25 protein-coding genes are annotated in these 23,504 nt (G+C 67.6%); 14 read left to right on the top strand and 11 right to left on the bottom strand.

Going from position 1 to position 23,504, the window contains the following annotated elements:
• Nucleotides 1-43 precede the first annotated feature (43 nt).
• Complete coding sequence (locus IU459_RS11465) at nucleotides 44-970, top strand: LysR family transcriptional regulator (RefSeq protein WP_195129698.1); 927 nt, start codon at nucleotides 44-46, stop codon at nucleotides 968-970.
• A 66-nt stretch (nucleotides 971-1,036) separates the two neighbouring features.
• Here IU459_RS11465 and IU459_RS11460 read toward each other — a convergent pair whose 3' ends face one another.
• Both IU459_RS11460 and leuA read right to left on the bottom strand, forming a co-directional pair.
• Nucleotides 1,037-2,659, bottom strand: a complete 1,623-nt coding sequence (locus IU459_RS11460) for an AAA family ATPase (RefSeq protein WP_195129474.1) — start codon at nucleotides 2,657-2,659, stop codon at nucleotides 1,037-1,039.
• A gap of 419 nt (nucleotides 2,660-3,078) precedes the next feature.
• The gene (gene leuA / locus IU459_RS11455; protein ID WP_195129473.1) at nucleotides 3,079-4,872 is read right to left on the bottom strand and encodes a 2-isopropylmalate synthase; all 1,794 of its coding nucleotides are present in this window, start codon (nucleotides 4,870-4,872) and stop codon (nucleotides 3,079-3,081) included.
• Nucleotides 4,873-5,138: 266 nt separating this feature from the next.
• Between leuA and IU459_RS11450 the strand changes: the two genes are divergently transcribed.
• From IU459_RS11450 to IU459_RS11430, 5 genes are all read left to right on the top strand, one after another.
• A complete protein-coding gene (locus IU459_RS11450; RefSeq protein WP_195129472.1) occupies nucleotides 5,139-5,906 on the top strand; it encodes a sulfite exporter TauE/SafE family protein in 768 nt (255 codons plus the stop codon).
• A gap of 7 nt (nucleotides 5,907-5,913) precedes the next feature.
• Nucleotides 5,914-5,991, top strand: a complete 78-nt coding sequence (locus IU459_RS40050; protein ID WP_195129697.1) for a DUF1272 domain-containing protein — start codon at nucleotides 5,914-5,916, stop codon at nucleotides 5,989-5,991.
• 94 nt (nucleotides 5,992-6,085) lie between these two features.
• Nucleotides 6,086-7,681, top strand: coding sequence for an alpha/beta hydrolase (locus IU459_RS11440; protein WP_324198835.1), 1,596 nt, complete (start codon nucleotides 6,086-6,088; stop codon nucleotides 7,679-7,681).
• A gap of 76 nt (nucleotides 7,682-7,757) precedes the next feature.
• Nucleotides 7,758-9,374: a GMC oxidoreductase gene (locus tag IU459_RS11435; RefSeq protein WP_195129470.1), complete on the top strand. Its 1,617-nt coding sequence runs from the start codon at nucleotides 7,758-7,760 to the stop codon at nucleotides 9,372-9,374.
• Between the two features lie 113 nt (nucleotides 9,375-9,487).
• Nucleotides 9,488-10,363 carry an ion transporter gene (locus IU459_RS11430; protein ID WP_324198834.1) on the top strand — a complete coding sequence of 292 codons (876 nt, stop codon included), beginning with the start codon at nucleotides 9,488-9,490 and terminating at the stop codon, nucleotides 10,361-10,363.
• On the opposite strand, the gene IU459_RS11425 is transcribed toward IU459_RS11430, so the two are convergent.
• Nucleotides 10,341-11,552: a low temperature requirement protein A gene (locus IU459_RS11425; protein WP_195129469.1), complete on the bottom strand. Its 1,212-nt coding sequence runs from the start codon at nucleotides 11,550-11,552 to the stop codon at nucleotides 10,341-10,343. The two genes, IU459_RS11430 and IU459_RS11425, sit on opposite strands and share 23 nt — an antisense overlap.
• A gap of 103 nt (nucleotides 11,553-11,655) precedes the next feature.
• Complete coding sequence (locus IU459_RS11420; RefSeq protein WP_195129468.1) at nucleotides 11,656-12,114, bottom strand: SRPBCC family protein; 459 nt, start codon at nucleotides 12,112-12,114, stop codon at nucleotides 11,656-11,658.
• A 262-nt stretch (nucleotides 12,115-12,376) separates the two neighbouring features.
• Between IU459_RS11420 and IU459_RS11415 the strand changes: the two genes are divergently transcribed.
• Nucleotides 12,377-12,781 (top strand): spore germination protein GerW family protein, encoded by a 405-nt coding sequence (locus IU459_RS11415; protein WP_195129467.1) that lies wholly within the window; start codon nucleotides 12,377-12,379, stop codon nucleotides 12,779-12,781.
• Nucleotides 12,782-12,911: 130 nt separating this feature from the next.
• On the opposite strand, the gene IU459_RS11410 is transcribed toward IU459_RS11415, so the two are convergent.
• A complete protein-coding gene (locus IU459_RS11410; protein ID WP_040773002.1) occupies nucleotides 12,912-13,097 on the bottom strand; it encodes a DUF1918 domain-containing protein in 186 nt (61 codons plus the stop codon).
• A 64-nt stretch (nucleotides 13,098-13,161) separates the two neighbouring features.
• On the bottom strand, nucleotides 13,162-13,740 hold the full coding sequence (locus IU459_RS11405) for a TetR/AcrR family transcriptional regulator (protein WP_195129466.1): 579 nt from the start codon (nucleotides 13,738-13,740) through the stop codon (nucleotides 13,162-13,164).
• Between the two features lie 72 nt (nucleotides 13,741-13,812).
• Here IU459_RS11405 and IU459_RS11400 point away from each other — a divergent pair, with 72 nt between their 5' ends.
• The gene (locus IU459_RS11400; RefSeq protein ID WP_195129465.1) at nucleotides 13,813-14,388 is read left to right on the top strand and encodes a dihydrofolate reductase family protein; all 576 of its coding nucleotides are present in this window, start codon (nucleotides 13,813-13,815) and stop codon (nucleotides 14,386-14,388) included.
• 33 nt (nucleotides 14,389-14,421) lie between these two features.
• Nucleotides 14,422-14,997: a dihydrofolate reductase family protein gene (locus tag IU459_RS11395; RefSeq protein WP_195129464.1), complete on the top strand. Its 576-nt coding sequence runs from the start codon at nucleotides 14,422-14,424 to the stop codon at nucleotides 14,995-14,997.
• A 43-nt stretch (nucleotides 14,998-15,040) separates the two neighbouring features.
• Here IU459_RS11395 and IU459_RS11390 read toward each other — a convergent pair whose 3' ends face one another.
• Nucleotides 15,041-15,454 carry a secondary thiamine-phosphate synthase enzyme YjbQ gene (locus IU459_RS11390; RefSeq protein ID WP_195129463.1) on the bottom strand — a complete coding sequence of 138 codons (414 nt, stop codon included), beginning with the start codon at nucleotides 15,452-15,454 and terminating at the stop codon, nucleotides 15,041-15,043.
• A 164-nt stretch (nucleotides 15,455-15,618) separates the two neighbouring features.
• Between IU459_RS11390 and IU459_RS11385 the strand changes: the two genes are divergently transcribed.
• The 4 genes from IU459_RS11385 (at nucleotide 15,619) to IU459_RS11370 (ending at nucleotide 19,103) form a co-directional block, all read left to right on the top strand.
• Nucleotides 15,619-16,884, top strand: a complete 1,266-nt coding sequence (locus IU459_RS11385; RefSeq protein WP_040773009.1) for an aspartate kinase — start codon at nucleotides 15,619-15,621, stop codon at nucleotides 16,882-16,884.
• Nucleotides 16,885-16,887: 3 nt separating this feature from the next.
• Complete coding sequence (locus IU459_RS11380; RefSeq protein ID WP_195129462.1) at nucleotides 16,888-17,922, top strand: aspartate-semialdehyde dehydrogenase; 1,035 nt, start codon at nucleotides 16,888-16,890, stop codon at nucleotides 17,920-17,922.
• Nucleotides 17,923-17,961: 39 nt separating this feature from the next.
• Nucleotides 17,962-18,099, top strand: a complete 138-nt coding sequence (locus tag IU459_RS11375) for a hypothetical protein (RefSeq protein ID WP_195129461.1) — start codon at nucleotides 17,962-17,964, stop codon at nucleotides 18,097-18,099.
• Between the two features lie 86 nt (nucleotides 18,100-18,185).
• Nucleotides 18,186-19,103, top strand: a complete 918-nt coding sequence (locus IU459_RS11370; protein ID WP_195129460.1) for an aminotransferase class IV — start codon at nucleotides 18,186-18,188, stop codon at nucleotides 19,101-19,103.
• 101 nt (nucleotides 19,104-19,204) lie between these two features.
• Here IU459_RS11370 and IU459_RS11365 read toward each other — a convergent pair whose 3' ends face one another.
• From IU459_RS11365 to IU459_RS11355, 3 genes are all read right to left on the bottom strand, one after another.
• The gene (locus IU459_RS11365) at nucleotides 19,205-20,554 is read right to left on the bottom strand and encodes a serine hydrolase domain-containing protein (RefSeq protein WP_195129459.1); all 1,350 of its coding nucleotides are present in this window, start codon (nucleotides 20,552-20,554) and stop codon (nucleotides 19,205-19,207) included.
• Between the two features lie 67 nt (nucleotides 20,555-20,621).
• Nucleotides 20,622-20,891, bottom strand: a complete 270-nt coding sequence (locus IU459_RS11360) for an aromatic-ring hydroxylase C-terminal domain-containing protein (RefSeq protein WP_195129458.1) — start codon at nucleotides 20,889-20,891, stop codon at nucleotides 20,622-20,624.
• Nucleotides 20,892-20,912: 21 nt separating this feature from the next.
• Nucleotides 20,913-22,157, bottom strand: coding sequence for an APC family permease (locus tag IU459_RS11355; RefSeq protein ID WP_440446485.1), 1,245 nt, complete (start codon nucleotides 22,155-22,157; stop codon nucleotides 20,913-20,915).
• Between the two features lie 156 nt (nucleotides 22,158-22,313).
• On the opposite strand from IU459_RS11355, the gene IU459_RS11350 reads away from it, so the two are divergent.
• Nucleotides 22,314-22,739 (top strand): hypothetical protein, encoded by a 426-nt coding sequence (locus tag IU459_RS11350; RefSeq protein ID WP_228837765.1) that lies wholly within the window; start codon nucleotides 22,314-22,316, stop codon nucleotides 22,737-22,739.
• 99 nt (nucleotides 22,740-22,838) lie between these two features.
• Here IU459_RS11350 and IU459_RS11345 read toward each other — a convergent pair whose 3' ends face one another.
• On the bottom strand, nucleotides 22,839-23,474 hold the full coding sequence (locus tag IU459_RS11345; protein WP_195129455.1) for an HD domain-containing protein: 636 nt from the start codon (nucleotides 23,472-23,474) through the stop codon (nucleotides 22,839-22,841).
• Nucleotides 23,475-23,504 lie beyond the last annotated feature (30 nt).

Here is a 23,504-nt window from a genome sequence, read left to right as displayed (position 1 = left end):
CTTAATGGTTTCCGGATCCGAGAAGGCCGCGCCAGGCCCGCCCATGGCCGTGGAAAGGCTGCGCGTACTGCGTGAACTCGCCGATCGCGGCACCGTGGCCGCCGTCGCCGCCGCGTTGTCGATGACTCCCTCCGCGGTTTCCCAGCAGCTCAAGGTGCTGGCCAAGGAAGCGGGCGTGGCCCTGCTGGAACCCGACGGCCGACGCGTCCGGCTCACCGACGCCGGGCGGGCGTTGGTGGTGCGCGCCGACGAGGTGCTCGCGGCTATGGATCGCGCGGTCGCCGAGATGGCGCACTATCGCGGCTCTCCGCGCGGCAGGGTCCGCGTGGCGGTGTTCCCTTCGGGTGGCGCACTGTTGCTACCCCATGTGCTGGGCGGCATGGCCGACAGCGGTGTGGACGTGGTCGCGCGAGACGAGGACGTGCCCCCTTCCGAGGTGGCACGACTACTCGCCGACTATGACGTGGTGCTGACCCATCGAGACGAACGCGCCGCGCCGATCGCCGATCCCCGTGTCGCGACTCGGGTGCTGATGCGCGAGCCGATCGACGTGGTCGCGGCTGCGACGCATCGGCTCGCCGGCCGCTCGGCCGTCGCGCCGGAGGAGCTGGCCGACGAGACCTGGCTGAGCGTGCGCGGCGGCTTCCCGGTCGACGACGTGCTGCGCTCCATCGCCACCGTGACCGGCGTGCAACCGCGGATAGCTCAGCGGCTCAACGATTTCCGCGTCATAGAGACGCTGGTCGCCACCGGCTACGGCGTCGCGCTCATGCCGCGCTACGCGGTGAGCGAGCCCACACTCGCGGTGATGCGCCTGTCCGGCGTGCGCGCCGCCCGGATGTACGAACTCGCCACCCGGCCGCGCGCCGACGCCCGTCCGGCCATCGCCGCCGTGCTCGCGGCCTTCGAGTCGGCCGCCGCGCTGGCGACCGCCGACTCCGCGAAAGCGACCGATACGACTTCATCCTGAGCCGTGACGACATCACCGCGCCGCAGCGGAGGTGCTTGTCCTACCGAGTACTGCCCGGCGTACCGATCACATTCCTGGCGGCCCGGGGTAACGGTAAGGGTGCTGGGACTGCGTGCTGACGTAGTTGAAGTCGTCCGCGACCATCGCGGCCAGCTCGAGCAGCGCCCGCCGCGTGGGCTTGCCCACCAGTTCCAGATCGATCTCGGCTCCCTCGGCGAGGTGGTCGTCGAACGGCACCACCTGCACCGCGCGGGTGCGGTCCAGGAACAGTTTGCGGAGCTGGTCGAGATCCACGGTGGACGCGCCGCGCCGGGAAGCGTTCACCACCACGACCGTCCGCTCCACCAGCTTGCCGTAGCCGTGGTGGTCGAGCCAGTCCAAGGTCGCCGACGCGCTACGCGCGCCGTCGATGGCCGGAGAGGTGACCAGCACCAGCGAACTGGCCATGTCGAGCACGCCCGCCATCGCGGAGTGCATCAACCCGGTGCCGCAGTCGGTCAGGATGATGTTGTAGAACGACTGCAGGATGCCGATCGCCTTGCGGTAGTCCGCCTCGCTGAACGCCTCGGAGACCGCCGGATCCTGTTCGCTGGCAAGCACTTCCAGGCGGCTCGGCGCCTGCGAGGTATGCGCCCGCACGTCCGAGTACCTGGAGATGTTCTGGTCCTCGAGCAGATTGCGCACGGTGGAGCGGGTCTGGCGCGGCACCCGGTGCGCCAGCGTGCCGAGGTCGGGATTGGCATCGATCGCGATCACCCGGTCACCCCGCTGCGATGCGAACGTGGAGCCGAGGCCGACCGTGGTAGTGGTCTTGCCGACGCCACCCTTCAGCGAGAGGATCGCGATCCGATAGTCGCCGCGCACAGGCTGGTTCACCCGGTCGACCAAGTCCTGAAAGACGACGTCGGCGGCCGACTCGCCCGGGTTGATCATGCCGCCGGAAACCTTGTGCACCGCACGGCGCCACCCACTGCGCGGCGCCCTGCGGGCCCGCCGGAGCAGATTCAGATCGTTCACCGAGTGCCCCGGCTGTCCGGGTTGCGGCACATGCTGCGGCTGGAAGGGCTGTGCGGGATGGTGCGGATTCGGCTGGCCCTGCCAGCCCGGTACCTGGGGTTGCCCGACCGGAGCTGGGGGCGGCGGCGGTTGGTAGGCGGGCGGCGGTGGCGGCTGATGCGTCACCGGTGGAGGCGGTGGTGCCCAGCTGTAGATCGGTCCGCTGGGATCGGGCTGCGGCGCAGAGGGTTCCGGTGGTAGAGAGTCCACGGGACCGCGCCGCATCTCCTCGCCGATCTCGTGGCGGTACTCGCCATAGCCGGGATCATGCCCCGGCATGGGAATCGGGTGGCTACCACTGGTGTTCGGCGGCGGTTGAAACGCGCCGGTGGGGAACGGCTCCCCGGGAAACGACGGCGGCGCATACGCACCGGGGCCCGGAGCAGCGTAGGGGCCGTACGGCTCCGCGGGCGGCCCGGACGGCGGCGGACCGTAGGACTGTGCGGGCCCGGCAGCATGCGGGTAGACAGTGGTCTGCTCGGTCGAGCCTTGCGGCTCCGGCTGTTCGGGCTGTGCGTCCGGCTGATCCAGCCCATCCGCCACGTCGGTTTCCTTCGCTTCCACGCCCCCGGTGTGCTCGGCCGACGGGTCGGTGGCCGATGACTCCGCCTCGGTGACTTCGGCCGTGTCCACGGAATGACTCTGCAGCCAGGGCGGAGAGGTCGGATTGTGGTCGTTTGTTGTCACGGTTCCCCCATCTGCTCGGGAGTTCGAGCAGAGAGCTCGGCGCTTGGAGTGCGAATCCACGCTAGCACGGGGTTCGCTACGCCGGGTCGCGGTAGGTAGGGCAGACGCGCCGAGCGACACGCCATCGACAAATGGTCTGCGACAGCGAGATCGGGCGCCGCGCGGACGAACCGCCACGGCGCCCTCGCCAGACGCGTTCCGGGACAGGCGTACCTCCGCCTTCGCTCCGGCCATGCGCGCGGCTGAGGACGGACTACGTCCGACTGCGTCCTTTATGCGTACCTCCGCCTTCGCTCCGGCCGTGCTACCTCCGCCTTCGCTCCGGCCGTGCTACCTCCGCCTTCGCTCCGGCCGTGCGACGGGAATCAGTGCGCCCGGTTGACCGCCGACACCACCGCACGCAGCGACGCGGTGGTGATCGAGGTGGCGATGCCGACGCCCCACACCACCTTGTCGCCGATCGCGCATTCCACGTAAGCGGCGGCCTGCGCGTCGTCGCCCGCGGACATCGCGTGCTCGGAGTAGTCCAAGACCTCGACGTTGTAGCCGACGCTCGCGATCGCGTCGACGAACGCGGCCAGCGGTCCGTTGCCCTTGCCGGTGATCTCCTGCTCGACGCCGTCGACCTTCACCACCGCCGCGATCGAGTCGACCCCGCCGTCGGTCTCCGACGCGGTGACCCGCTGGCGCATCCGCTCCAGCGGACGGATCGGGCTCAGGTACTCCTCGGAGAAGACGTCCCACATCTCCTTGGGCGTCACCTCGCCGCCCTCGCCGTCGGTGATCCGCTGGATCGCCTGGGAGAACTCGATCTGCAGACGCCGCGGCAGCGCCAACCCGTGATCGGTCTTCATGATGTAGGCGACGCCGCCCTTGCCGGACTGCGAGTTGACTCGGATGACCGCCTCGTAGGTGCGGCCGACGTCCTTCGGGTCGATCGGCAGGTAGGGCACTTCCCAGACGATGTCGGCGACGTCCGCTCCGGCGGCGTCCGCCGTGGCCTTCATCGCGTCCAAGCCCTTGTTGATCGCGTCCTGGTGGCTGCCGGAGAACGCGGTGTAGACCAGGTCGCCGCCGTAGGGGTGGCGCTCGTGCACCGGCAGCTGGTTGCAGTATTCGACGGTGCGGCGGATCTCATCGATGTCGGAGAAGTTGATCTGCGGGTCGATGCCGCGGGAGAACAGGTTCATCCCCAGCGTGACCAAGCAGACATTGCCGGTGCGCTCGCCGTTGCCGAACAGGCAGCCCTCGATCCGGTCGGCGCCCGCCTGAAAGCCCAGCTCGGCCGCGGCCACGGCGGTGCCGCGGTCGTTGTGCGGGTGCAGCGACAGCACGATCGCGTCGCGACGGGCCAGATTGCGGCTCATCCACTCGATCGAGTCGGCGTAGACGTTCGGCGTCGCCATCTCCACAGTGGCGGGCAGGTTGATGATCAGCGGCTTGTCCGGTGTCGGCGCGATGATCTCCGAGACCGCGTCGCACACCTCCTTGGCGTACTCCAATTCGGTGCCGGTGTAGGACTCCGGGCTGTACTCGTAACGCCAGTTGGTGTCCGGGTAGCGCTTCTCGGTCTCCAGGCACAGCGCAGCGGCGTCGGTCGCGATCTTCTTGATCGCCGCGCGATCGGCGCGGAAAACCACTTTCCGCTGCAGGATCGACGTGGAGTTGTAGAAGTGGACGATCACGTTCTGCGCGCCGGCGCAGGCCTCGAAGGTGCGTTCGATCAGCTCGGGGCGACACTGGGTCAGCACCTGGATGGTCACGTCGTCGGGGATCGCGCCGTCCTCGATGATCTCGCGGACGAAATCGAAGTCGGTCTGGCTGGCGGAGGGGAAGCCGACCTCGATCTCCTTGTAGCCCATCCGCACCAGCAGATCGAACATGCGGCGCTTGCGCGCCGGGCTCATCGGGTCGATCAGCGCCTGGTTACCGTCGCGCAAGTCGACAGCGCACCAGCCGGGTGCCCGGTCGATGACTTTCTCCGGCCAGGTGCGGTCGGGCAAGGTGATCGGCTCGACCTCCTCGGCGAACGGCCGATAGCGGAACGTCGGCATCGAGGAGTTCTTCTGCTTGTTCCACGCCGGCTGGTCGGCGGGGGCGGGTTTGCTCGGCGCCGTGATGGTCTTGGCGCCGGATACGAACGCGTCAGCAGGGGACATGGGGAATCTCTCCGTGGGTGTGGTTTTTCCCAAAGGGCTGGGTCGACCGGCGCGGCGAAACCCCGCGACGGGAGCCGGTCCGATCAGACCCCGTCGCGGCGGCCGAGAAGAAGTGCCCGCTGCATGATGTTGCGAGCTTACCGTGCCGCGACACCGCCGGGAAGGGCGGTCCTGTCGTCGGGTGATCCGATGACCCGCTACGGTTCGGTCCGGTAGTGGCACGCTTGTACGGGCCCAGCGGCCCGACGGGACGTCGAAGGATAGCTATGACCTGGCTGGAGCAACTGGCCGTCTTCGGTGCGGGTATCGCGGCGGGCGGTATCAACACGATCGTCGGCTCGGGCACCCTGATCACTTTTCCGGTTCTACTCGCCTTCGGGTTGCCGCCGGTCACCGCGAATGTGTCCAACACCATAGGTCTGGTGCCCGGTTCGCTCAGCGGTGTGCACGGCTACCGCCGCGAATTGGCCGGGCAGCGGGACCGGCTGCTGCGGCTGGGCACCGCGTCGCTACTCGGCGGCATCACGGGGGCGGTGCTGCTGCTCGTGCTTCCGCCCGCGGCGTTCAAGGCGATCGTGCCGGTGCTGATCGCCGTGGCGCTGGTCCTGGTCGTGGTGCAGCCGCGGCTGGCGAGCTGGGTGAAGCGCAGGCGGGAGAACGACGGCGCGCCGGTCCCGGAGCATGGCGGCGCCATCCTCTTCGCCGCGATCTACGCGGCCGGCGTCTATGGCGGGTACTTCGGCGCCGCCCAGGGCGTACTGCTGATCGGGTTGCTCGGCGTCTTCGTGCACGACGACATCCAGCGCCTCAACGGGACGAAGAACGCGCTCGCGTTGATCGTGAACGCCGTGTCCGCGGTGATCTTCATCGTGATCGCCGACGTGGACTGGCGGGCGGCCGCGTTGATCGCGCTGGGTTCGATCATCGGCGGCCAGCTCGGTGCCAAGATGGGCAGGCGGATGCCGCCGACCGTGCTGCGCGCGGTCATCGTCGTGGTCGGTCTGCTCGCGGTGATCCGCCTGGTGACGTCTTAGGCGTGCGGTGCGATGCGAGTTGCAGGGCGTCTGCCCGACCTGCGGTGGCGAGCTGGTGTGGCGGCCGCGGCGGGCGTCGGGGTAGTGCGCATCCCAGGAGGACGTTCGGGGAATCTCAGGGTCCGATGTCAGCCCTGAGGAGGACGACGCCCACCCGTGCGTGGGCACAGGATGATTTCGTGCGTAGCTGGAAGTTGGTCGTCGTCGCCCTCGCCATCGTGCTACCGGCGGTGAGCGCCTGTGCCGGAACGCCGAGCCGCCATGAGTCGGCTATCGCCGATCTGGTCGCACAGGCCGACGCGGCGCCGACACCACGGCTGGACTGGGCGCGGTGCGCCGAGCCACGGCTGAGCAAGTTCGAGTGCGCGACAGCGGCCGTGCCGGTGGACTACGCCCGTCCCGACGGCCCGACCCTCCCACTCGCGGTCGTGCGCCAGCGGGCCACCGACCCGGAGCGGCGGATCGGCACGTTGTTCGCGGCGGTCGGCGGTCCTGGTGGTTCGGGATTGCGCTGGGCGGCGGAAGGGGAGTTCCTCGGCGGCGAGATCGCGCGCCGGTTCGACGTGATCACCTTCGACCAGCGCGGTGTCGGCCGCAGTGGGCAGGTGCGTTGCTTCCCGAACGCCGAACAGCAGCAACGGTTCTGGTCCGGGGTGTGGCTGCCGCCGGCCAATCCGGAACAGGAGCGCGCCGCCGCCGTGGCGAGCCGTGAGCTGGCAGCGGGCTGTGCCGGGCACGGCGGCGAGCTGCTCGGGCACCTCACCACCGTCGACGTCGCGCGCGATCTCGACCTGCTGCGCCGCGCGGTCGGCGAACCTCGGCTGACGTACGAAGGCGGTTCCTACGCAAGCTATCTGGGCCAGGTGTACGGCGCGCTGTTCGGCGACCGGGTACGCGCGCTGCACCTGGCCTCGATGATCGACCCGAACGCCTACACCAACGACACGCGCAGCTTGATCGAGAGCACCGCCGCCGGTACCGAGCAGGTACTGAGTGAGTTCCTGCGACTGTGCGCGGAGGCGGGACGCCCGCGCTGCGCCTTCGCGGCCGAGGGTGGCTCGAACGAAGCCGCAGCGCAGGGGAGCGCCGGCCTGCGTTCCCGCAACGATGCTGTGCTGCAACGTCTTCGGCAGGCACCGATCGTGGTCGGGACGGGCGAGGCGGCGCGCACGGTCACCTACTCCGAGGGGATGTCATCGCACGCGCTGCTGCTCTACGACCCGAACGAGGGCTGGCCCGCGCTGGCCGAATTGCTGGCCGAGCTGGAGCGCGGTCCGGAGGGCGATCCGCACGCCGTGCGCGAGATCTTGACGGGAACGGCGGCAACGGACGACTTCCTCGACTCGTTCACCGCGATCTCCTGCGCGGACAACACATTGCCGCGCGATCCTGACCAATGGCCCGCGCTGGCAAAGGATCTCGCCGCTGTCAGCCCGATCTACGGCGCGTTCTGGCTGTACATGCGCCAGCCCTGCGCGTCTTGGCCGTCGCCGCCGGAAGGGTATGGCCAGCGCTACACCGGACCGTGGATCCTGCGGTCGGACACCCCTGCGCTGCTGGTCAACAACCGATTCGATCCGGTCACGCCGCTGACCGCCGCACGGCGCGCACAGGACGAATTGGTGAACGCCAGGCTGGTCGTCGTGGACGGGGGCTATGGGCACACCCCGCTCAACGACTGCACCCGGAAGTTGCGGGAGCGCTACCTCATCGACTTGCAGCTGCCTGCTCCCGGGGCCACCTGCCGCGCCGACGAGACGCCGTTCGGTCGATAGCAAAACCGGATATATGTTCACAAAACAGGAATAACGGTAGTCTGCGCACGCTAGGCGTGAAGATGGAAGGTGACTGGTGCGTAGACGTGCCTTGTTCAGGGCGGCGGGCACGGCCGCGCTGCTCGGTGCTGTGGGAACCACCGCCGGTACCAGCGCGGCGTCCACGGACCCGGCGTGGGAGTCCTTGTTCCGCGGTTGGGTACCGGAAATCTTTGCGCCGCTTCCCGATGCACCTCAGCACTCGCCCGCGATAGTCATCGGTTCCGGCTTCGGCGCCGCGGTCACCGCGCTGCGCCTGGCCGAGGCCGGTATCGCCACCACCGTGCTGGAACGCGGTTCACGCTGGCCGAACGACCCGTGGCGGGAGATCTTCACCGGCGACGACCTGCCCGACGGTCGCGGCTTCTGGCACCGCACCCACTTCACCGGCGTCACCAAGGTGCCGATGCGGTTCGCCAGCTTCGGCGGCGTGCTGGACTGCACCGAGTACCCGGGCATCGATGTCTGGCGTGCGGCGGCGGTCGGCGGCGGCTCGGTGATCTTCAGCGGAGCCATGATCGCCCCGGAACGCCGTTTCTTCGACCACGTCTTCCGTGGCACCGTCGACTACGGCGAGATGGAGCGCGTCTACTACCCGCGGGTGCGGGGGATGCTGCGGTTGAGCGCGATGCCCGCGGACATCTACCAGTCCTCGCCGTTCGCCCACTCCCGCGCCTGGGACGATCAAGTGCGCAAGGCGGGCTACCACCCCCAGCCGAACGACTCGATCTTCAACTGGGACATCCTGCGCGCCGAACTATCCGGGGCCGCACGGCCTTCGGCCACCGCGGCCAGAAGCAACCTGGGCAACTCCAACGGCGCCAAATTCGACCTGAACCAGAACTACTTGAGGAACGCGCAGAACACCGGCCGCTGCGCGATCTTCCCCGGCCACCGTGTCGACGCCATCGCGCAGGACGGCGACCGTTACGCGGTTACCGTGGCGAAACTCTCGCCCACCGGTGAAGTACTGGCCACCCGCACTGTCACCTGTGATCGGCTCTTCCTCGGCGCGGGTTCGATCGGTACCTCCGAACTGCTGGTCCGCGCCCAGGCCACCGGTGCGCTGCCCCGTCTTAACGAGCACATCGGCGACGGCTGGGGCACCAACGGCGACGTGGTCCTGGCCCGTGGCGCAAGCGCGCTGGCCGGGCACGGCCAAGGAGTGCCGAGCGCGAGCCGGATCTTCGATGAATCCGGTGCGCCCCTCACCCTGGAGAGCTGGTACATCCCCGGCATCCCGTTCGAGACCGGCGCGCTTGCCTCGCTCGGCATGGTGCTCGACCCGACCCGCACCCGGTTCGGCTACAACTCGGCCACGAACGGCGTGGGGCTCAGTTGGTCGGCGAAGAACCGCGACGACATCGTGGCCGCGGCGCGCGCGGTCGACCATCGGATCGCCGAACGCGCGGGCGCGCTCGTCGAGTACGGCGCTCTCGGTTATGACGCGAACGCGTTGTTCACCGCGCATCCGCTCGGCGGCGCGGTGCTGGGACGTGCCACGGACAACCACGGGCGCGTGCACGGCCATCCCGGGCTGTACGTGATGGACGGCGCCGCGGTGCCCGGCAGCACCGGAACGGTCAACCCGTCGCTCACCATCGCCGCACTGGCCGAACGCAATATCGAGGCGATCATCCGCGCCGGTCGCTGATCGCATCGGCACCGGCGGCCCGTCCGCTCGGCGCGGTGTTCCGCAACCGTGCCGAGCGTGCTTTCCGCGTACTACTGTCGGCGGCACCGTTCGGCGTCGAAGGGATCCCAGTAGTGTCCGCTCCCACCTCCAGTTCGGGCATCGGCGGCTCGCCTCGCGAGCGATACGGCCTGCGGGAAGCGCCGCAGCCGCAGGACTATCCGCGCAAGCCGCCCATGCTGTGGACCGATTTCGTGATGCTGGCGCTGGCCATCGTCTCGGTGGCGCTGGTCGTCTGGATCACCGTCTTCCCGGTCTCCGGGCACACCTACCGCGTGGTCGTGTTCGTCGACTGGTCGTTGTGCGCGGTGTTCGCCGCGGAGTTCCTGTGGCGCTGGCGCCGCGCGGGCTGGCCGTGGACCTTCCCGCTGGTCTACTGGTACGAAGTCCTCGGCATGATCCCGGTGACCAGCCCGTTCTTCCGCGGCTTCCGGCTGCTGCGGATCGTGGTGATCGCCGTCCGCCTCGCCCGGGTGGCCGACCGGCTGTTCGGCGACCGCGTGACCGCCGCGGTGGTGAATCACTTCGTGGCGACCATCGTGGACACCATCCGCCGCCCGATGACGATCGCGGTGATGGACGAGGTGGCGAACGTGCTGCGCACCGGCCACTACACCCGCAATATCGCGGCGGCGCTGGAGGAGAACCGCGCCGAACTGGACGAGATGATCCTCGAACTGATCAAGAAGGACCCGCAGGCGGGCCGGGTACGCTACATCCCGTTCCACGACGAGATCATCCGGCTGATCGCCGACACCACGTTCCGCATCGTGTTCCAGGTGCTGGAAGACCCGCGGACCGACGAACTCGTCTCGGACATGTTGCGGGAGAACATCGATCAGATCCGCGACGCGGTCCGCGACGGCGTCCGGGTGCCGCCGTCCGCGTACGGCCCGACGCCGCGCGAGAACGGCGTGCGCCACCAGCTCAGTCGGCTGCCGCGTGCCTGATCTCGTCCCTCGACTGCGCGAATCGGACGGTCTCCCAAGCGATCAGCCCGATCAGGACGACGCAGAGCAGGGACAGCGACGCCAGCGCGGGGAGCGCGCAGGCCAGCGGGATGAGCGCGAGCAGCACCGCCGCGGCGACCACCCGGGGCACCGTGACGATGCCCGTGGCGTAGTGCTTGAACCCCACGAGTGCGATCAAGTACAGCGCGACGCCGCCGTAGAGCGAGTACAGCGGAATTCCGTAGAGCGCGTCCTTCAGAGTGTGGTGCGCGGAGTCGCCGACGTAGTAGAGCACCTTCTTCAGACCGAGCGACAGCGCGATGATCCCGACGATCATCGGGAAATGCCAAAAGGTGTAGGAACCCGTCGCGATCTTGATCTGACGTGCACCTTCGGCGCGAATGAGCGCGTGCTCCACCGATAGTGCGGCCACGTCGAAATACGCCCACCACAGCAGACCGGAAATGGCCAGGCCCAGCATCGAGCCGAGTGCGATCGGCCAGGAGATCGGCAGCCCCGCCACTCCGATGCCGATCGAGACGATGGATTCACCGAGCGCGACGATGATGATCAGCCCGTACCGCTCGACGAAATGTTTGGCCGAATTCAACCGCCAATCGGTCCCCGCGAACAGCGTCCACAGGTAGTCGCCCGCGATGGCGGCGATCCACAGTGCGATCTGCGCACGGCCGGACGTCATCGCGGCGATGACCAGCAGCGTGGTGCCGATGCTGATCGAGCCGAGCGCCCAGCGCAGTACCTGGTTCCGCAGCTTGGGGTCCTCGGAGCTGGCCAGCCAGAACATCCCGACATGCACCAACCGGACGATCAGATAGGCGATGGCGAAGACCAGCGGGCCGAACCAGCCGCCGGGCTTGTCGGCGAACGCCTCGGGAATGGTGAGCGCCGCCAGGAAGCCGCCGCCCATCGCCGCGAACATCGCGAGCCGTGCGATGCCCTCGTCAGCGCGAACCACGTTGCCGAGCCAGGAGTAGGCGATCCACAGCCACCACATCACCGCGAGCACCAGCAATGCGCGCAGCATGTTCTTCGCGCTGGTCTCCTCTGCGGCCAGCCCGGCGACCATGGTGAACGCGAAGACGAGCACGAGGTCGAAGAACAGCTCGAGCTGGGTTACCGATGCATCTTCCGCCACCGGCTGAAACCGAACCCGTTTGGTACCGATCATGGTGCATATCGTCGCACTCCGGCCGATTCGGCGCCGGTTCGCTACCGGGAGGAGCAGGCGATTTCGCGCAGAGCGCAGCGCCGCGGGCAATTATTCCCTTTTGCTATATGTGTTGATAGGTTTCCGGTTCCGGGAAACGCTCGGCGAAATCGATGAAGCACTCCACCACTACTTCATTGGCCTTGCGGACGGTGCGTTTGAGCAGAAATCCGGGAATCGGGAGGGGTAGATACAGCTCGACGTGGTACCAGACATGCGTGCCGTCGACGCGGTCGGACACCTCGAACCAGCCGCCGCCCCGCACGCCGCGAGTGCTGTCGGCGACGACCCATGAGCACCGGTCATGGGTCCAATCGTATTCCAGCACTTGCAGATCGCCGCTGCCGAGCAGCTCCGCCCGGACGAAGACGCGCAGCGGCCTGCGCCACCGGTCGCGCGTCGCGACCCGCACGTCGCTGTAGGAGGACGACCATTCCGGTAGTGATTCGACAGCGATCAGGGCGTCCATGACCTGGGCGGGGTCGGTGTCGACGAAGAATCGGATATCTGTTTTGGTGCGCATGGCATACCTCCGACCCCCGGGTGGACAAGTCGGCCGATTGTGGCCGCCATTTGTCGGCGTCGTCAACCTGACCGCTGACACCGATTCTGGATTACCCTGGGTAACATGCCGTTATCTGCTCGAGATCGGGGATTGGCCACTGCCCGAACAACTTCCGAGTAGCAGGTTTCGTGTGGAAGGGCTCGCGCTCGGCCCGCTCGCATACGATCGGATCGGAAAGATCGTCGCTGTCCGACGCCGTCGGCACGGGTGGGAGGTTGTCATGAAGTACGCCGAACTGCTGGCGCAGGTGCGGGACACGATCACGGTTCGCCGGGTCTACGGGGAGCCGTATGAATCCGATGGGGCAGTGATCATTCCCGCCGCCTCGGTCGGAGGCGGCGGCGGTGGTGGCGGTGGCGGCGGAAAAGATGGCCAGGGGGAGGGCGGGGGCGAAGGAGTGGCGTTCGGTGTTGGCGCCAAGCCCGTCGGCGCGTACGTCCTGCGCGACGGTCGACTCACCTGGCACCCGGCCGTGGACGTCAACGCGATCATCGAGACGGTCGGCAAGGTGCTGATCGCGGGAATCCTCGCTTTTGCGCTGGCGCGCCGCGTACGCGACACGACTGACGGGCGCATCACGACGCGGTTCGTCCGTAGCCTGCGCCGGGCGACGAAGGGGTGGTAGCCCCGGCAGCACGGGACCGAGCGCAGGCGAGTAGCCGCATGAAGGGCGCTGCCGGACGGAGTCCGTCGATAGCCTGCGCCGGACCGAGCGCAGGCGAGGTAGCCGCCTAGCGCTCGATCCGGCGTGGCGTTCAGTTGGCGGGCTCGACCACCGCATCAGGTCCTGGATACACCAAGGACTCGTGACCGTCGGAGTAGCGCACCAAGTAGGGCGGCGTCCCGTCCGGGCCGCGGACCTCGATGATCTCGGCCAGGTGATCCACTTCTCCCACCACGTGTCCGTGTACGCAGAGTCGATCTCCTACATGTGCGATCATCGCCCCATTATCGAACGGAGTGCTGCGCGTCACAACCGTTCCGCAAAGCTATGGGCGCGTCGATTCAGTCGTCTCCGCCGATGACCCGCTCGACGGCGGCCTCGATCAATGCCTGGCTCTGTTCTTCGGTGAACACCTCGGGCAGGGTGAGCCGATCCACGATCAACCAGTTCAGTGCCAGATAGAGCAGCAGCACCGATTTCTCGTCGCCGGGCAGGCCGGACTCGAGGTGGTTGCGCACGTTGAACTCGATGTCCTGGCGCACCCGCTCGGTCAGCACTGCGCGAAGCTCCGGTCGCCGAGTCGCCTCCAGTCGCAATTCGAGCAGGGCCAGGTAGCCGGTGCGGAAGGCCTCGATGCGCCCGACCGTCTCCCGCATCAGCTCGGTGATATTCGCACGGGTCTTCGGCCCCTCGGTCAGCTTGGCCATGGTCGCTTCACTCGGCTGTAGCCGCTCGTAGAACCGGCCGCCTGCCTGGGTAAGCAGGTCATCGCGATTGGCGAAGTAGTTCGACGCCGTGCCCGCTGGTACCGCGGCCTCTTTGTCCACCGCGCGGAAGGTCAGTCCGCGTGCGCCGTCGCGCGCGAGAACTTCGATCGCCGCGTCCACCAGCGCCTGTCGTCGTTCCGGGTTGGTCCGCACTTGACACCACTCCAGTCGTAGTACTACATTTCAAATCACTATAGACAGAGTACAACGTGTTAGGCGGTATGGATGCGAAAGCTTGTCTACTACGTGGGTGTGTCGCTCGACGGCTACATCGCGGGCCCCGGGGGAGAGTTCGATTTCTACCCTCTCGACGACGCGATGACGGCTTGGGCCATCGGCGAATATCCGGAGTTCGTGCCCAGCTTCCTGCGGACGCAGGCTGGAATGGCGGTGGATGAGCCGAACAAGCGGTTCGACACCGCGGTGATGGGCAGGGGCAGCTACGAGCCCGCGTTGTCACTCGGTGTGACCAGCCCGTACGCGCACATGAAGCAGTACGTGGTGTCCAGCACGCTCGGTCCAGTCGACGATCCGGCCATCGAGGTGGTCGAACGCGACCCCGTCGAGCTCGTGCGGGGGCTGAAGCGGGCCGAGGGTGGGGACATCTGGCTCGTCGGCGGCGGCAAGCTCGCCGCCGAACTGCTCGGCGAGATCGACGAGATGATCATCAAGAGCTACCCGGTCGTCGCGGGCGGCGGCGTGTCCGTGTTCTCCGGCGCGTTCCGTCCGACGCTGTTCACTCCAGCTCAGCGCCAGGAATTCGGCAACGGCGCGCAGGTCACCTGGTTCACCCGCGCCTGACCGCCACCGAAATCCACAGAAAGAGGTAATCCCATGCGAAAACTCGTCTACTTCGTCGGTGTTTCACTCGACGGCTACATCGCGGGCCCGAATGGCGAAATCGACTTCTACCCGGTAGCAGACGATATGTGGGAATGGATGCGCGCGGAGTATCCGGAGACGCTGCCCACCCATGTGCGCCCCCACGTCGGGCTCGACGTGGACGCGCCGAACCAGAAATTCGACACGCTCGTGATGGGTCGCGGCACCTACGATCCGGCCCTGTCCATCGGCGTGACCAGCCCGTACGCACACATGAAGCAGTACGTGGTGTCGAGCACGCTCGGCCGGATCGATGCTCCCGGCGTGGAGGTGGTGGAGGGCGATCCCGTCGGCTTGGTCCAGGAACTGAAGCGGCAGGACGGCATGGACATCTGGCTGGCGGGCGGCGGCAAGCTCGCCGCAGCGCTGCTGGAGGAGATCGATGAACTGGTGATCAAGAGCTATCCGGTGGTCGCGGGCACCGGCGTTCCCGGGTTCGCGGGCGAGTTCCGTCCGACCCTGTTTCGCCCGACCGAGCGAACGGAGTTCAGCAACGGCGTCCAGGTCACCTGGCTCACCAGGGCCTGAACCGCGCGGTCGCGGCCGCGCGCAGGGCCGTGGCCGGGTCGGCTCAGCTCGCGTCGGAGAGGAAGGACAGCCGTACCTGGCGGTCGGGGTTGTCGATGTTGAGATCGACCAGCGCGATCGACTGCCAGGTGCCGAGGGCCAGCTTCCCGCCGAGCACCGGGACCGTCGCGTACGGCGGGATCAGCGCGGGCATCACGTGCGAGCGCCCGTGGCCGCGGGAGCCGTGCGCGTGCCGCCATCGGTCGTCGGCGGGCAGCAGATCGCGCAGCGCGGCCAGCAGGTCGTCGTCGCTGCGTGCGCCCAATTCCATGATCGCGATCCCCGCGGTGGCGTGCGGCACGAAGACGTGCAGCAGCCCGTCGCCACCCGCTTCGCGGACGAATGTCGCGCACTGCGGCGTGATGTCCTGCACCACCTCGCTGTGGCCCGTTCTCACCTCGAGCAGCGTGCTCTTCATACCCACATGGTCCCGCATCGGGCGCGGGCCGCGCGTCCGCCCCGGGATCGGATGCGGCTGTGGGCTTTTGCACAAGCCGGGTAGGTATCGGCAAAACCGCTGGCCCCCGGCCGGTAGTCTGGATGACTGTTACCAGTTTGTTGTCGATCTTGGAGGACCCTGTCGTGGCTCTCGTGGTTCAGAAGTACGGAGGATCCTCGGTGGCGACCGCCGAGCGTATCCGGCGCGTCGCTGAACGGATCGTGGAGACCAAGAAGCAGGGCCACGACGTGGTGGTCGTCTGCTCCGCCATGGGCGACACCACCGACGAACTGCTCGATCTCGCCCAGCAGGTGGCGCCCGCGCCGCCCGCCCGCGAGATGGACATGCTGCTCACCTCCGGGGAGCGCATCTCCAACGCGCTGGTCGCCATGGCCATCCACTCCCTTGGCGCCGAGGCCCGCTCCTTCACCGGCTCGCAGGCGGGTGTGATCACCACGGGCGCGCACGGCAACGCCAAGATCATCGACGTGACCCCGGGCCGGGTCCGGGACGCGCTCGACGAGGGCCTCGTCGTGCTGGTCGCCGGCTTCCAGGGCGTCAGCCAGGACAGCAGGGACGTCACCACGCTGGGCCGCGGCGGTTCGGACACCACCGCGGTAGCGCTGGCCGCCGCGCTGAACGCGGACGTCTGCGAGATCTACACCGACGTGGACGGCGTCTTCACCGCCGACCCGCGGATCGTGCCCGACGCGCAGCGGCTCGAGCAGGTCTCCTACGAGGAGATGCTGGAACTGGCGGCCTGCGGCGCCAAGGTGCTGATGCTGCGCTGCGTCGAATACGCCCGCCGCTACAACGTGCCCGTGCATGTGCGCTCGTCCTACACCGACAAGCGGGGCACCTACGTTTCTGGATCGATGGAGGACATCCCCTTGGAGCAAGCAATCCTCACCGGCGTCGCACATGACCGCAGCGAGGCCAAGGTGACCGTGGTCGGGCTGCCGGACGAGCCGGGTTACGCCGCCAAGGTGTTCCGCGCCGTCGCCGACGCCGAGATCAACATCGACATGGTTCTGCAGAACATCTCGAAGGTCGAGACCGGTAAGACCGACATCACCTTCACGCTGCCGAAAACCGAGGGTGCCCGCGCGGTCGAGATGCTGACCAAGCGGCAGGCCGACATCGGCTTCTCCCAGGTGCTCTACGACGACCACATCGGCAAGGTGTCGCTGGTCGGCGCGGGCATGAAGAGCCACCCGGGGGTCACCGCCACGTTCTGTGAGGCGCTGGCCAAGGCGGGTGTGAACATCGATCTGATCTCCACCTCGGAGATCCGGATCTCCGTGCTGGTCAAGGACACCGAACTGGACGAGGCGGTCAAAGTGCTGCACAAGGCGTTCGACCTCGGCGGCGACGAGGTCGCGGTGGTCCATGCGGGAACGGGGCGATAAGCCATGGGCATTCGGGTAGGAGTCGTCGGCGCGACCGGACAGGTCGGCGCCGTCATGCGGAAGCTGCTGGACGAGCGCAACTTCCCCGCCGACGAGGTGCGGTTCTTCGCCTCCGCGCGTTCGGCGGGCAAGACGCTGCCGTGGCGCGGCCGCGAGATCGTGGTCGAGGACACCGAGACCGCCGATCCGTCCGGCCTGGACATCGCGCTGTTCTCCGCCGGAGCAACCATGTCCCGGGTGCAGGCCCCGCGTTTCGCGGCGGCCGGTGTCACCGTGATCGATAACTCGTCGGCCTGGCGCAAGGACCCTGAAGTCCCGCTGGTGGTCAGCGAGGTCAACCCGGAGCAGACGCGCAATCTGGTCAAGGGCATCATCGCCAATCCGAACTGCACCACCATGGCGGCGATGCCGGTGCTCAAGCCGCTGCACGATATCGCGGGTCTGCGCCGCCTGATCGTGTCCAGCTACCAGGCGGTGTCCGGCAGCGGCCTGGCCGGTGTCGAAGAGCTGGCCGGCCAGGCGCGTGCGGTGATCGATGACGCCGAGCAGCTGACCCAGGACGGCCGCGCCGTCGACTTCCCCCCGCCGAACAAGTACGTCGCGCCGATCGCGTTCAATGTGCTTCCGCTGGCCGGTTCGCTGGTCGACGACGGCTCCGGCGAGACCGACGAGGATCAGAAGCTGCGCAACGAGAGCCGCAAGATCCTGGGCATCCCGGATCTCGCGGTGAGCGGCACCTGCGTGCGCGTCCCGGTGTTCACCGGCCACTCGCTGTCGGTGAACGCCGAGTTCGCCGAGCCGCTCTCCGTCGAGCACGCCAAGGAGATCCTGGCCAAAGCCCCCGGCGTCAAGCTGGTCGACGTGCCGACCCCGTTGGCCGCGGCCGGTGTCGACGATTCCCTCGTCGGCCGCATCCGCCAGGACCCCGGCGTCCCCGGAGGTCGCGGTCTCGCCCTGTTCATCTCCGGTGACAACCTGCGAAAGGGCGCCGCGCTCAACACGATTCAGATCGCCGAGGTGCTGCTCAGCAACCGCTGAGGGATCACAACCTGTAAGCCGTTACGCGAGGGGAATGGCGTGCCGACGTCCGAGGAAGATGATCGCTCGCTGTCCACGACCCTCGCGTTGCTGAGCGGGCCCGACGGGGCGCGCCTACGTCGATCCGTTCAGGAACTCGAGGCCGGTGGCGGCATCGAACGCGACCTCATCGAATGAGAATGGGCCTTGGCGACATGGCGGGTGTCGGCGGGCGGTTCGAAATAGGTTCGCGCACCGGCTCGTCGCGCTGTTAGCCTGCGGCGATGGCTAACCCTCATCCCCACGTGTATCTCGGCGACCGGATCGTTGCGGCCGATGCGGCCGTGGTCGGTGTCGCATCGTCCGCGGTGTTGTACGGACTGAGTGTCTACACCGTCTTCCCGGTGCACGTGGAAGGGGCGGCACGGACCGCATTCCGGCTGGATGATCATTTCCGGCGGCTCGAGGAGTCGTGCAAGATCATCGGGATCGATCAGTTCCCCGTGGAGTGGGATTTCGCCAGGTTTCGCGCCGCCGTCGTGGAACTGATCGCGGCGAACGCCCCCACTGAGGATGTCTTCGTACGGGCGACGGTGCACGTGGTCGAATCCATTCCGGGCACTCGCGTGCGCGGCTGTGCGATCCAGGTGAGCATCTTCGTCTACGACGCGGTGCCGATCGTCCCGCAGGACGGGATGCGGCTGAAGTCCAGCCCGTGGCGGCGGATTCCGGACAACGCCATCCCGTCCCGCGCCAAGGTCAATGGCGCCTACGTGAATTCGGTTCTGGCCAAGCAGGACGCGATCGACAGCGGATACGACGACTGTGTCTTCCTCGACGGCAACGGCCATGTCTGTGAGCTCAGCGCGGCCAATATCTTCCTGGTCCGGGGCGGCACGCTGATCACCCCGGACGTGTCCTGCGACATCCTCGACGGCATCAACCGCAGGACCGTCCTCACCCTGGCGGCCGAGGACGGCATTCCGGTAGTCGAACGCACTGTGGACCTCACCGAGCTGTACATCGCCGACGAGGTCTTCGTCACCGGAACCTCAGCCGGTGCGGCTCCGGTCGTCGAGGTAGACGGTCGCGTGGTCGCCGACGGCGCACCGGGACCGATCTCGCAGGCGCTGCGCAAGCGCCACTACGCCGCGCTGCGCACCGACGAGATGCACGGATGGGTCACGAATCTGTCCGGTTAGATGTGGGCGCGAGTCCTTGCGGTCGGGCCTGGATCGGCCGGGTTTGCGCAGCCCAGCAAGGTCTGCGAAGGGCAGGTTCAACGCGCCAGGGTGATACCGCGTCAGCGGATGCCAGGGGTGCGCGGGTCCGGCCCGAGGCAGGCCACGATGGCGCAGCCCGGCGGGGTGTCCGCGAATGGCGGCTCCAACGGGTAATTCAGGCAGGCGAAGACGTTGCAACCCGGATAGGCGGCGGGCCCGATGCCGAAGACCGCGATCAGGATGTCGTTGTCGACGAAGCGGCGGGGGTCCAGCCGGACCGGCGGCTCTATGTAGGGGCCCGGGTCGCGCACCGGCCGCTCGTCGAACGCGTCGAATACTTTGCGGAAGAATTCGTAGGGTAGTTCCTGGGTGTTCTGGATGATCCCGCTCACTCCCTGGCTGCTGACGTTTCCGAAGACTCCGGTCCACACAACGGTGAGATCCAGACTCGGAATGATGAAGACGTTCTGCATTCCGAGACCCGCCATCGTGTAGACGTCGCGGGGCAGGAAATCCGCGGTCTCGGCGCATCCGGGCCCGAGCCAGAACAGGTATCCGTAGCACGGGTTCGTGGGCGAGGGCGTGCGCGCTTTCCGCAGGTATTCGGCGGAGACGATCCGCTGGCCGCCCCACTGTCCGTTGTTGCTCACCAGCAGGCCGAGCTTGGCGAAATCCTTCGGCGGAATCATCAGGTGTGCGTAGCCGTAGGTGTGTCCGGAGCGGTCGCGGGCCCAGTAGTAGTCGCCGCGCGGAATGCCGAGCGGGTCGAACAATTCCCGCTGCGCGAACTGTTGCAGTGGTTCACCCATGGCCAGCTCGATTACGTAAGCCAGGAGGTCGACGTTGCGCTGGCTGTAGGTGAATACGGTGCCCGGCGGATTGTCCAGCGGCACACCGAGCGCCTGCACCGCGCTGTTCGGATCGATCGGGACCACGCCGGTGATGCCCTCGGTCACCACCCCGACTCGCATGCCCGACGTCTCGGTGAGCAGATTCTCCACGGTGATCGACCGGTGCGTGGGGCCGCCGAGCCCGGCGGGCAGATACCGGTCGATCGGCGCGTCGAGTTCGAGTTGGCCTTGGTCCCAGGCGATTCCGGCGAGCACGGAGACGATGCTCTTGGTGGCGCTCCAGATGTTCCACGCGACGTTGTCGGTCTGATTGTTCGTCAGCCCCTCGCCGATCAGGCAGTTGTGCCGGAACACCTGCACGTTGAATCGGTTCCGCCCGGAGGCGAAGCGCAGCGCTTCGTGCAGCCGCCCGGAATCCAACCCGACCTGCTCCGGCGCCGCCCGCTCCAGGTCACGGCCCGAGGTTACGGCGCACCGCACCTGATCGCCGGGCGCGGCGTGCGCGCTCCCGGCGAGCAGATTGCCCGCCACCAGCGAAACCGCCGCGATTCCGGCTAGGAATCCACCCATACGCCCCATGTGCACGAGGCTAGCGCTCCTGGGCGCCATCGCACGCTCAACAGGCGGGACATCACGATCCTCGCGATCAGCCGATTACCGGGGCCGGGGTGCTCGCCGAACCGAACCAGCGGGTCGATGCCGTGGCGAGACCGTCGTGCTCGGGATTTGTCGCGGCCCAGGCGACATAACCGTCCGGGCGGATCAGCAGCGCGGCAGCGGGCGCGTCCGCGGCGGTGGCGGTAATGATGTCGATGCGGTCAGCCCGGTCTCCGCCGGTGTCGCCCACCGAGCCGGTGAGATCTACGAGCAGCGGTCGTGCCTGCCGCGGCAACTCGGCGACTCGGCGCCGCCCCATTGCCGCAGCGCTTCCTCGTCCCTACGAACGTGACCGGACACGCAGCACGTAAAGCACCGCGCCGAAGGCGAGTGTGCCGAGTCCGGCCAGGACGGAGCCGAGGGGCAGCGAGAATCCCACGATGACACAGCCCGCTGCGCCGACGACGGGAATCCAGCGGGCCGGGCGGTTCTCCTCGGCGGTCAGCGTCGCGGCGGAGATATTCGCGATCAGGTAGTAGACGAGCACCGTGAACGAGGAGAAGCCGATCGCCGCACGCAGATCGAAGACCGCGGCGACCACCGCGACGACCGCGCCGACCACCAGTTCGGCGCGATGCGGCACCCCGAAGCGCGGATGCACCGCGGCCAGCGCACCCGGCAGATAGCGATCTCGCGCCATGGCGAGCACCGTGCGGGACACTCCGAGGATCAGCGCCAGCAGCGATCCGGCCGCTGCCAGCACCGCGCCGATCCGCACCACCGGGGCCGCCGCCGGAAAACCCGCCGCGGTGACCACTCGCGCCAGCGGGTCTGTCGCCTGGGCAAGTCCGGCGGATCCGAGCACGCTCAGCGCCACGACCGCCACCAGTGCGTAGACCGCGAGAGCGAGTCCGAGCGCGATCATGACAGCGCGTGGAATGGTCCGTTCCGGTTCGCGCACCTCCTCGCCGAGGGTGGCGATGCGGGCGTATCCCGCGAACGCGAAGAACAGCAGACCGGCCGCCGTGAGAACGTCGCGCGGACCGATCCGGTCGGGCAAGGCCGTTGCCGCCGAGTGCGTTCCGAAGAACCCGGCCACGACCACCACCGCGAGCACCGCGAGCACCACCGCGACGAGCACCCGGGTGGCCAACGCCGATTTCTGCACCCCGGTGTAGTTGATCGCGGTAATCGCCACCACCGCGCCGACCGCCACCGCATGCGCCTGCTCGGGCCAGGCGTAACTACCGACCGTCAACGCCATCGCCGCGCATGAGGCAGTCTTTCCCGCGACGAAGCCCCAACCGGCGAGGTAGCCCCAGAACGGGCCGAGCCGCTCCCGCCCATACACGTACGTTCCCCCGGACACCGGATAGCGCGCCGCCAGCCGCGCCGACGACATCGCATTGCAGTACGCGAGCAGCGCCGCCACCGCGAGTGCGAGCAGCAACCAGCTCCCGGCCGAGGCCGCCGCAGGCGCCAACGCCGCGAAGATGCCCGCCCCGATCATCGCCCCGAGCCCGATGATCACCGAATCGGTGAGCCCGAGCCTGCGGTGCAAGGTCCCATCATGCGACGCCATGATCTGCATCCTTCCGCACTCTCGTCGCCGACGCAGGGCCCCATCGACTCCGTGCAGGCCACCGAGCTCGATCGGACGAACCGGCTCCGCATGGTGCCAGCCGAGTACGCTCGTCGAGTGATTGCGTGCGACGGGCTGTGCTCTCGTCCCCTCGACGCGATGGAACTCCGTGCCTTTCTGCGGAGGTGCTTCGAGGTTCCGGAGTCGGAAATCTTCGTCAGCAGTGACAACCTTGTAGAAGAGGCCCTTCGGAATGTCCACCGGGACGGCCCGTTCCCGGCCTTCTGCACATATGGGCCGGTCGGCGGGGACTTCGCGGCAGCGTTCTCGGTCAGTGCCGATCTGCCACTATCCGGACCGGATGCGCTGGACAGCCAAGGATTCGTCGTCCTGCTCGCAGCACAGATCGGCTGCGACATCCTTTGCAGCTTCGGCGACGAACCGCAGCCGTGGTTGTGGACACTCACCCGATCCGATGGTGCGCGCGTGCTGGTCCACCTCGACGAAGACGTCGATGGATTCGACGGCGAACCTCCGTGCCCTTGCGAATACGCACATCGCAAAGTCGTGTACCCCGAGTCTTGAACTCACCGGACCGACCTGGACGAAGAGGCTCGGTTGAGCCGATCCCGTTGTGGCTGCGCAGGGGTGAACAGCCGCCGTCGACGTCCTGGCCCGAGGTCTCTACTCTCCCCAGGGAAACCGGCCCGCTACGAGTCTCTCCAGCTGTGTCGCGCCATTCGCGCGTCGTTCGAGCCGGAATTGATACTCCATCGAGTAGATCGGTGCCGCGGTTTCGGATCTACCCGCGTGGTCGACTACCGCGTCGGTCAGTGATTTCACCATGTGCAGGCGCGGATAGGCAGCGTGTATCGCTGCCTGATGCGACTCGGTCAGGTGGGCGTGAAAGCCGATGTCCATCTTGCTGCCCTCCGCCGTCAGGTAAGCCAGGAGCCCGCGCCGTTCGGCAATGCCGGGTGAGGTGTGCAGCGCGATCGCCTCCCACACTCGGTCGACATCCACTTGCGGAACACCGTGATCGGAGAGGATTTCGGCGGCGAGATCGGCACCCTCGACCTCGAAACGTTCCTTGCCCGAGGCCAATCCGCTCGTTCCGAGATCGTGCATGGCCGTGGCGGCGAACAATAGCTCGCGGTCATAGCCTGGATCGGCGTGCAAGCCCTGGTGTTCGGCGAGCAGCTCGGCGAAGAGGTAGCTGCGGACACTGTGGTTGACGATCGCTTCGTCCTCCGACCGCCGCACGACCGCCAAGGCGGCATCGGCCAGTCGAGTAGATGGTAATTCGATACGGAAAGTCACGAACGCGAGGCTATTTCGGCATTTCCTATC

The sequence above is a fragment of the Nocardia amamiensis genome, from assembly GCF_015477605.1.
Classification (GTDB): Bacteria; Actinomycetota; Actinomycetes; order Mycobacteriales; family Mycobacteriaceae; genus Nocardia; species Nocardia amamiensis_A.
This window is presented reverse-complemented; position numbering and strand designations above follow the sequence as displayed.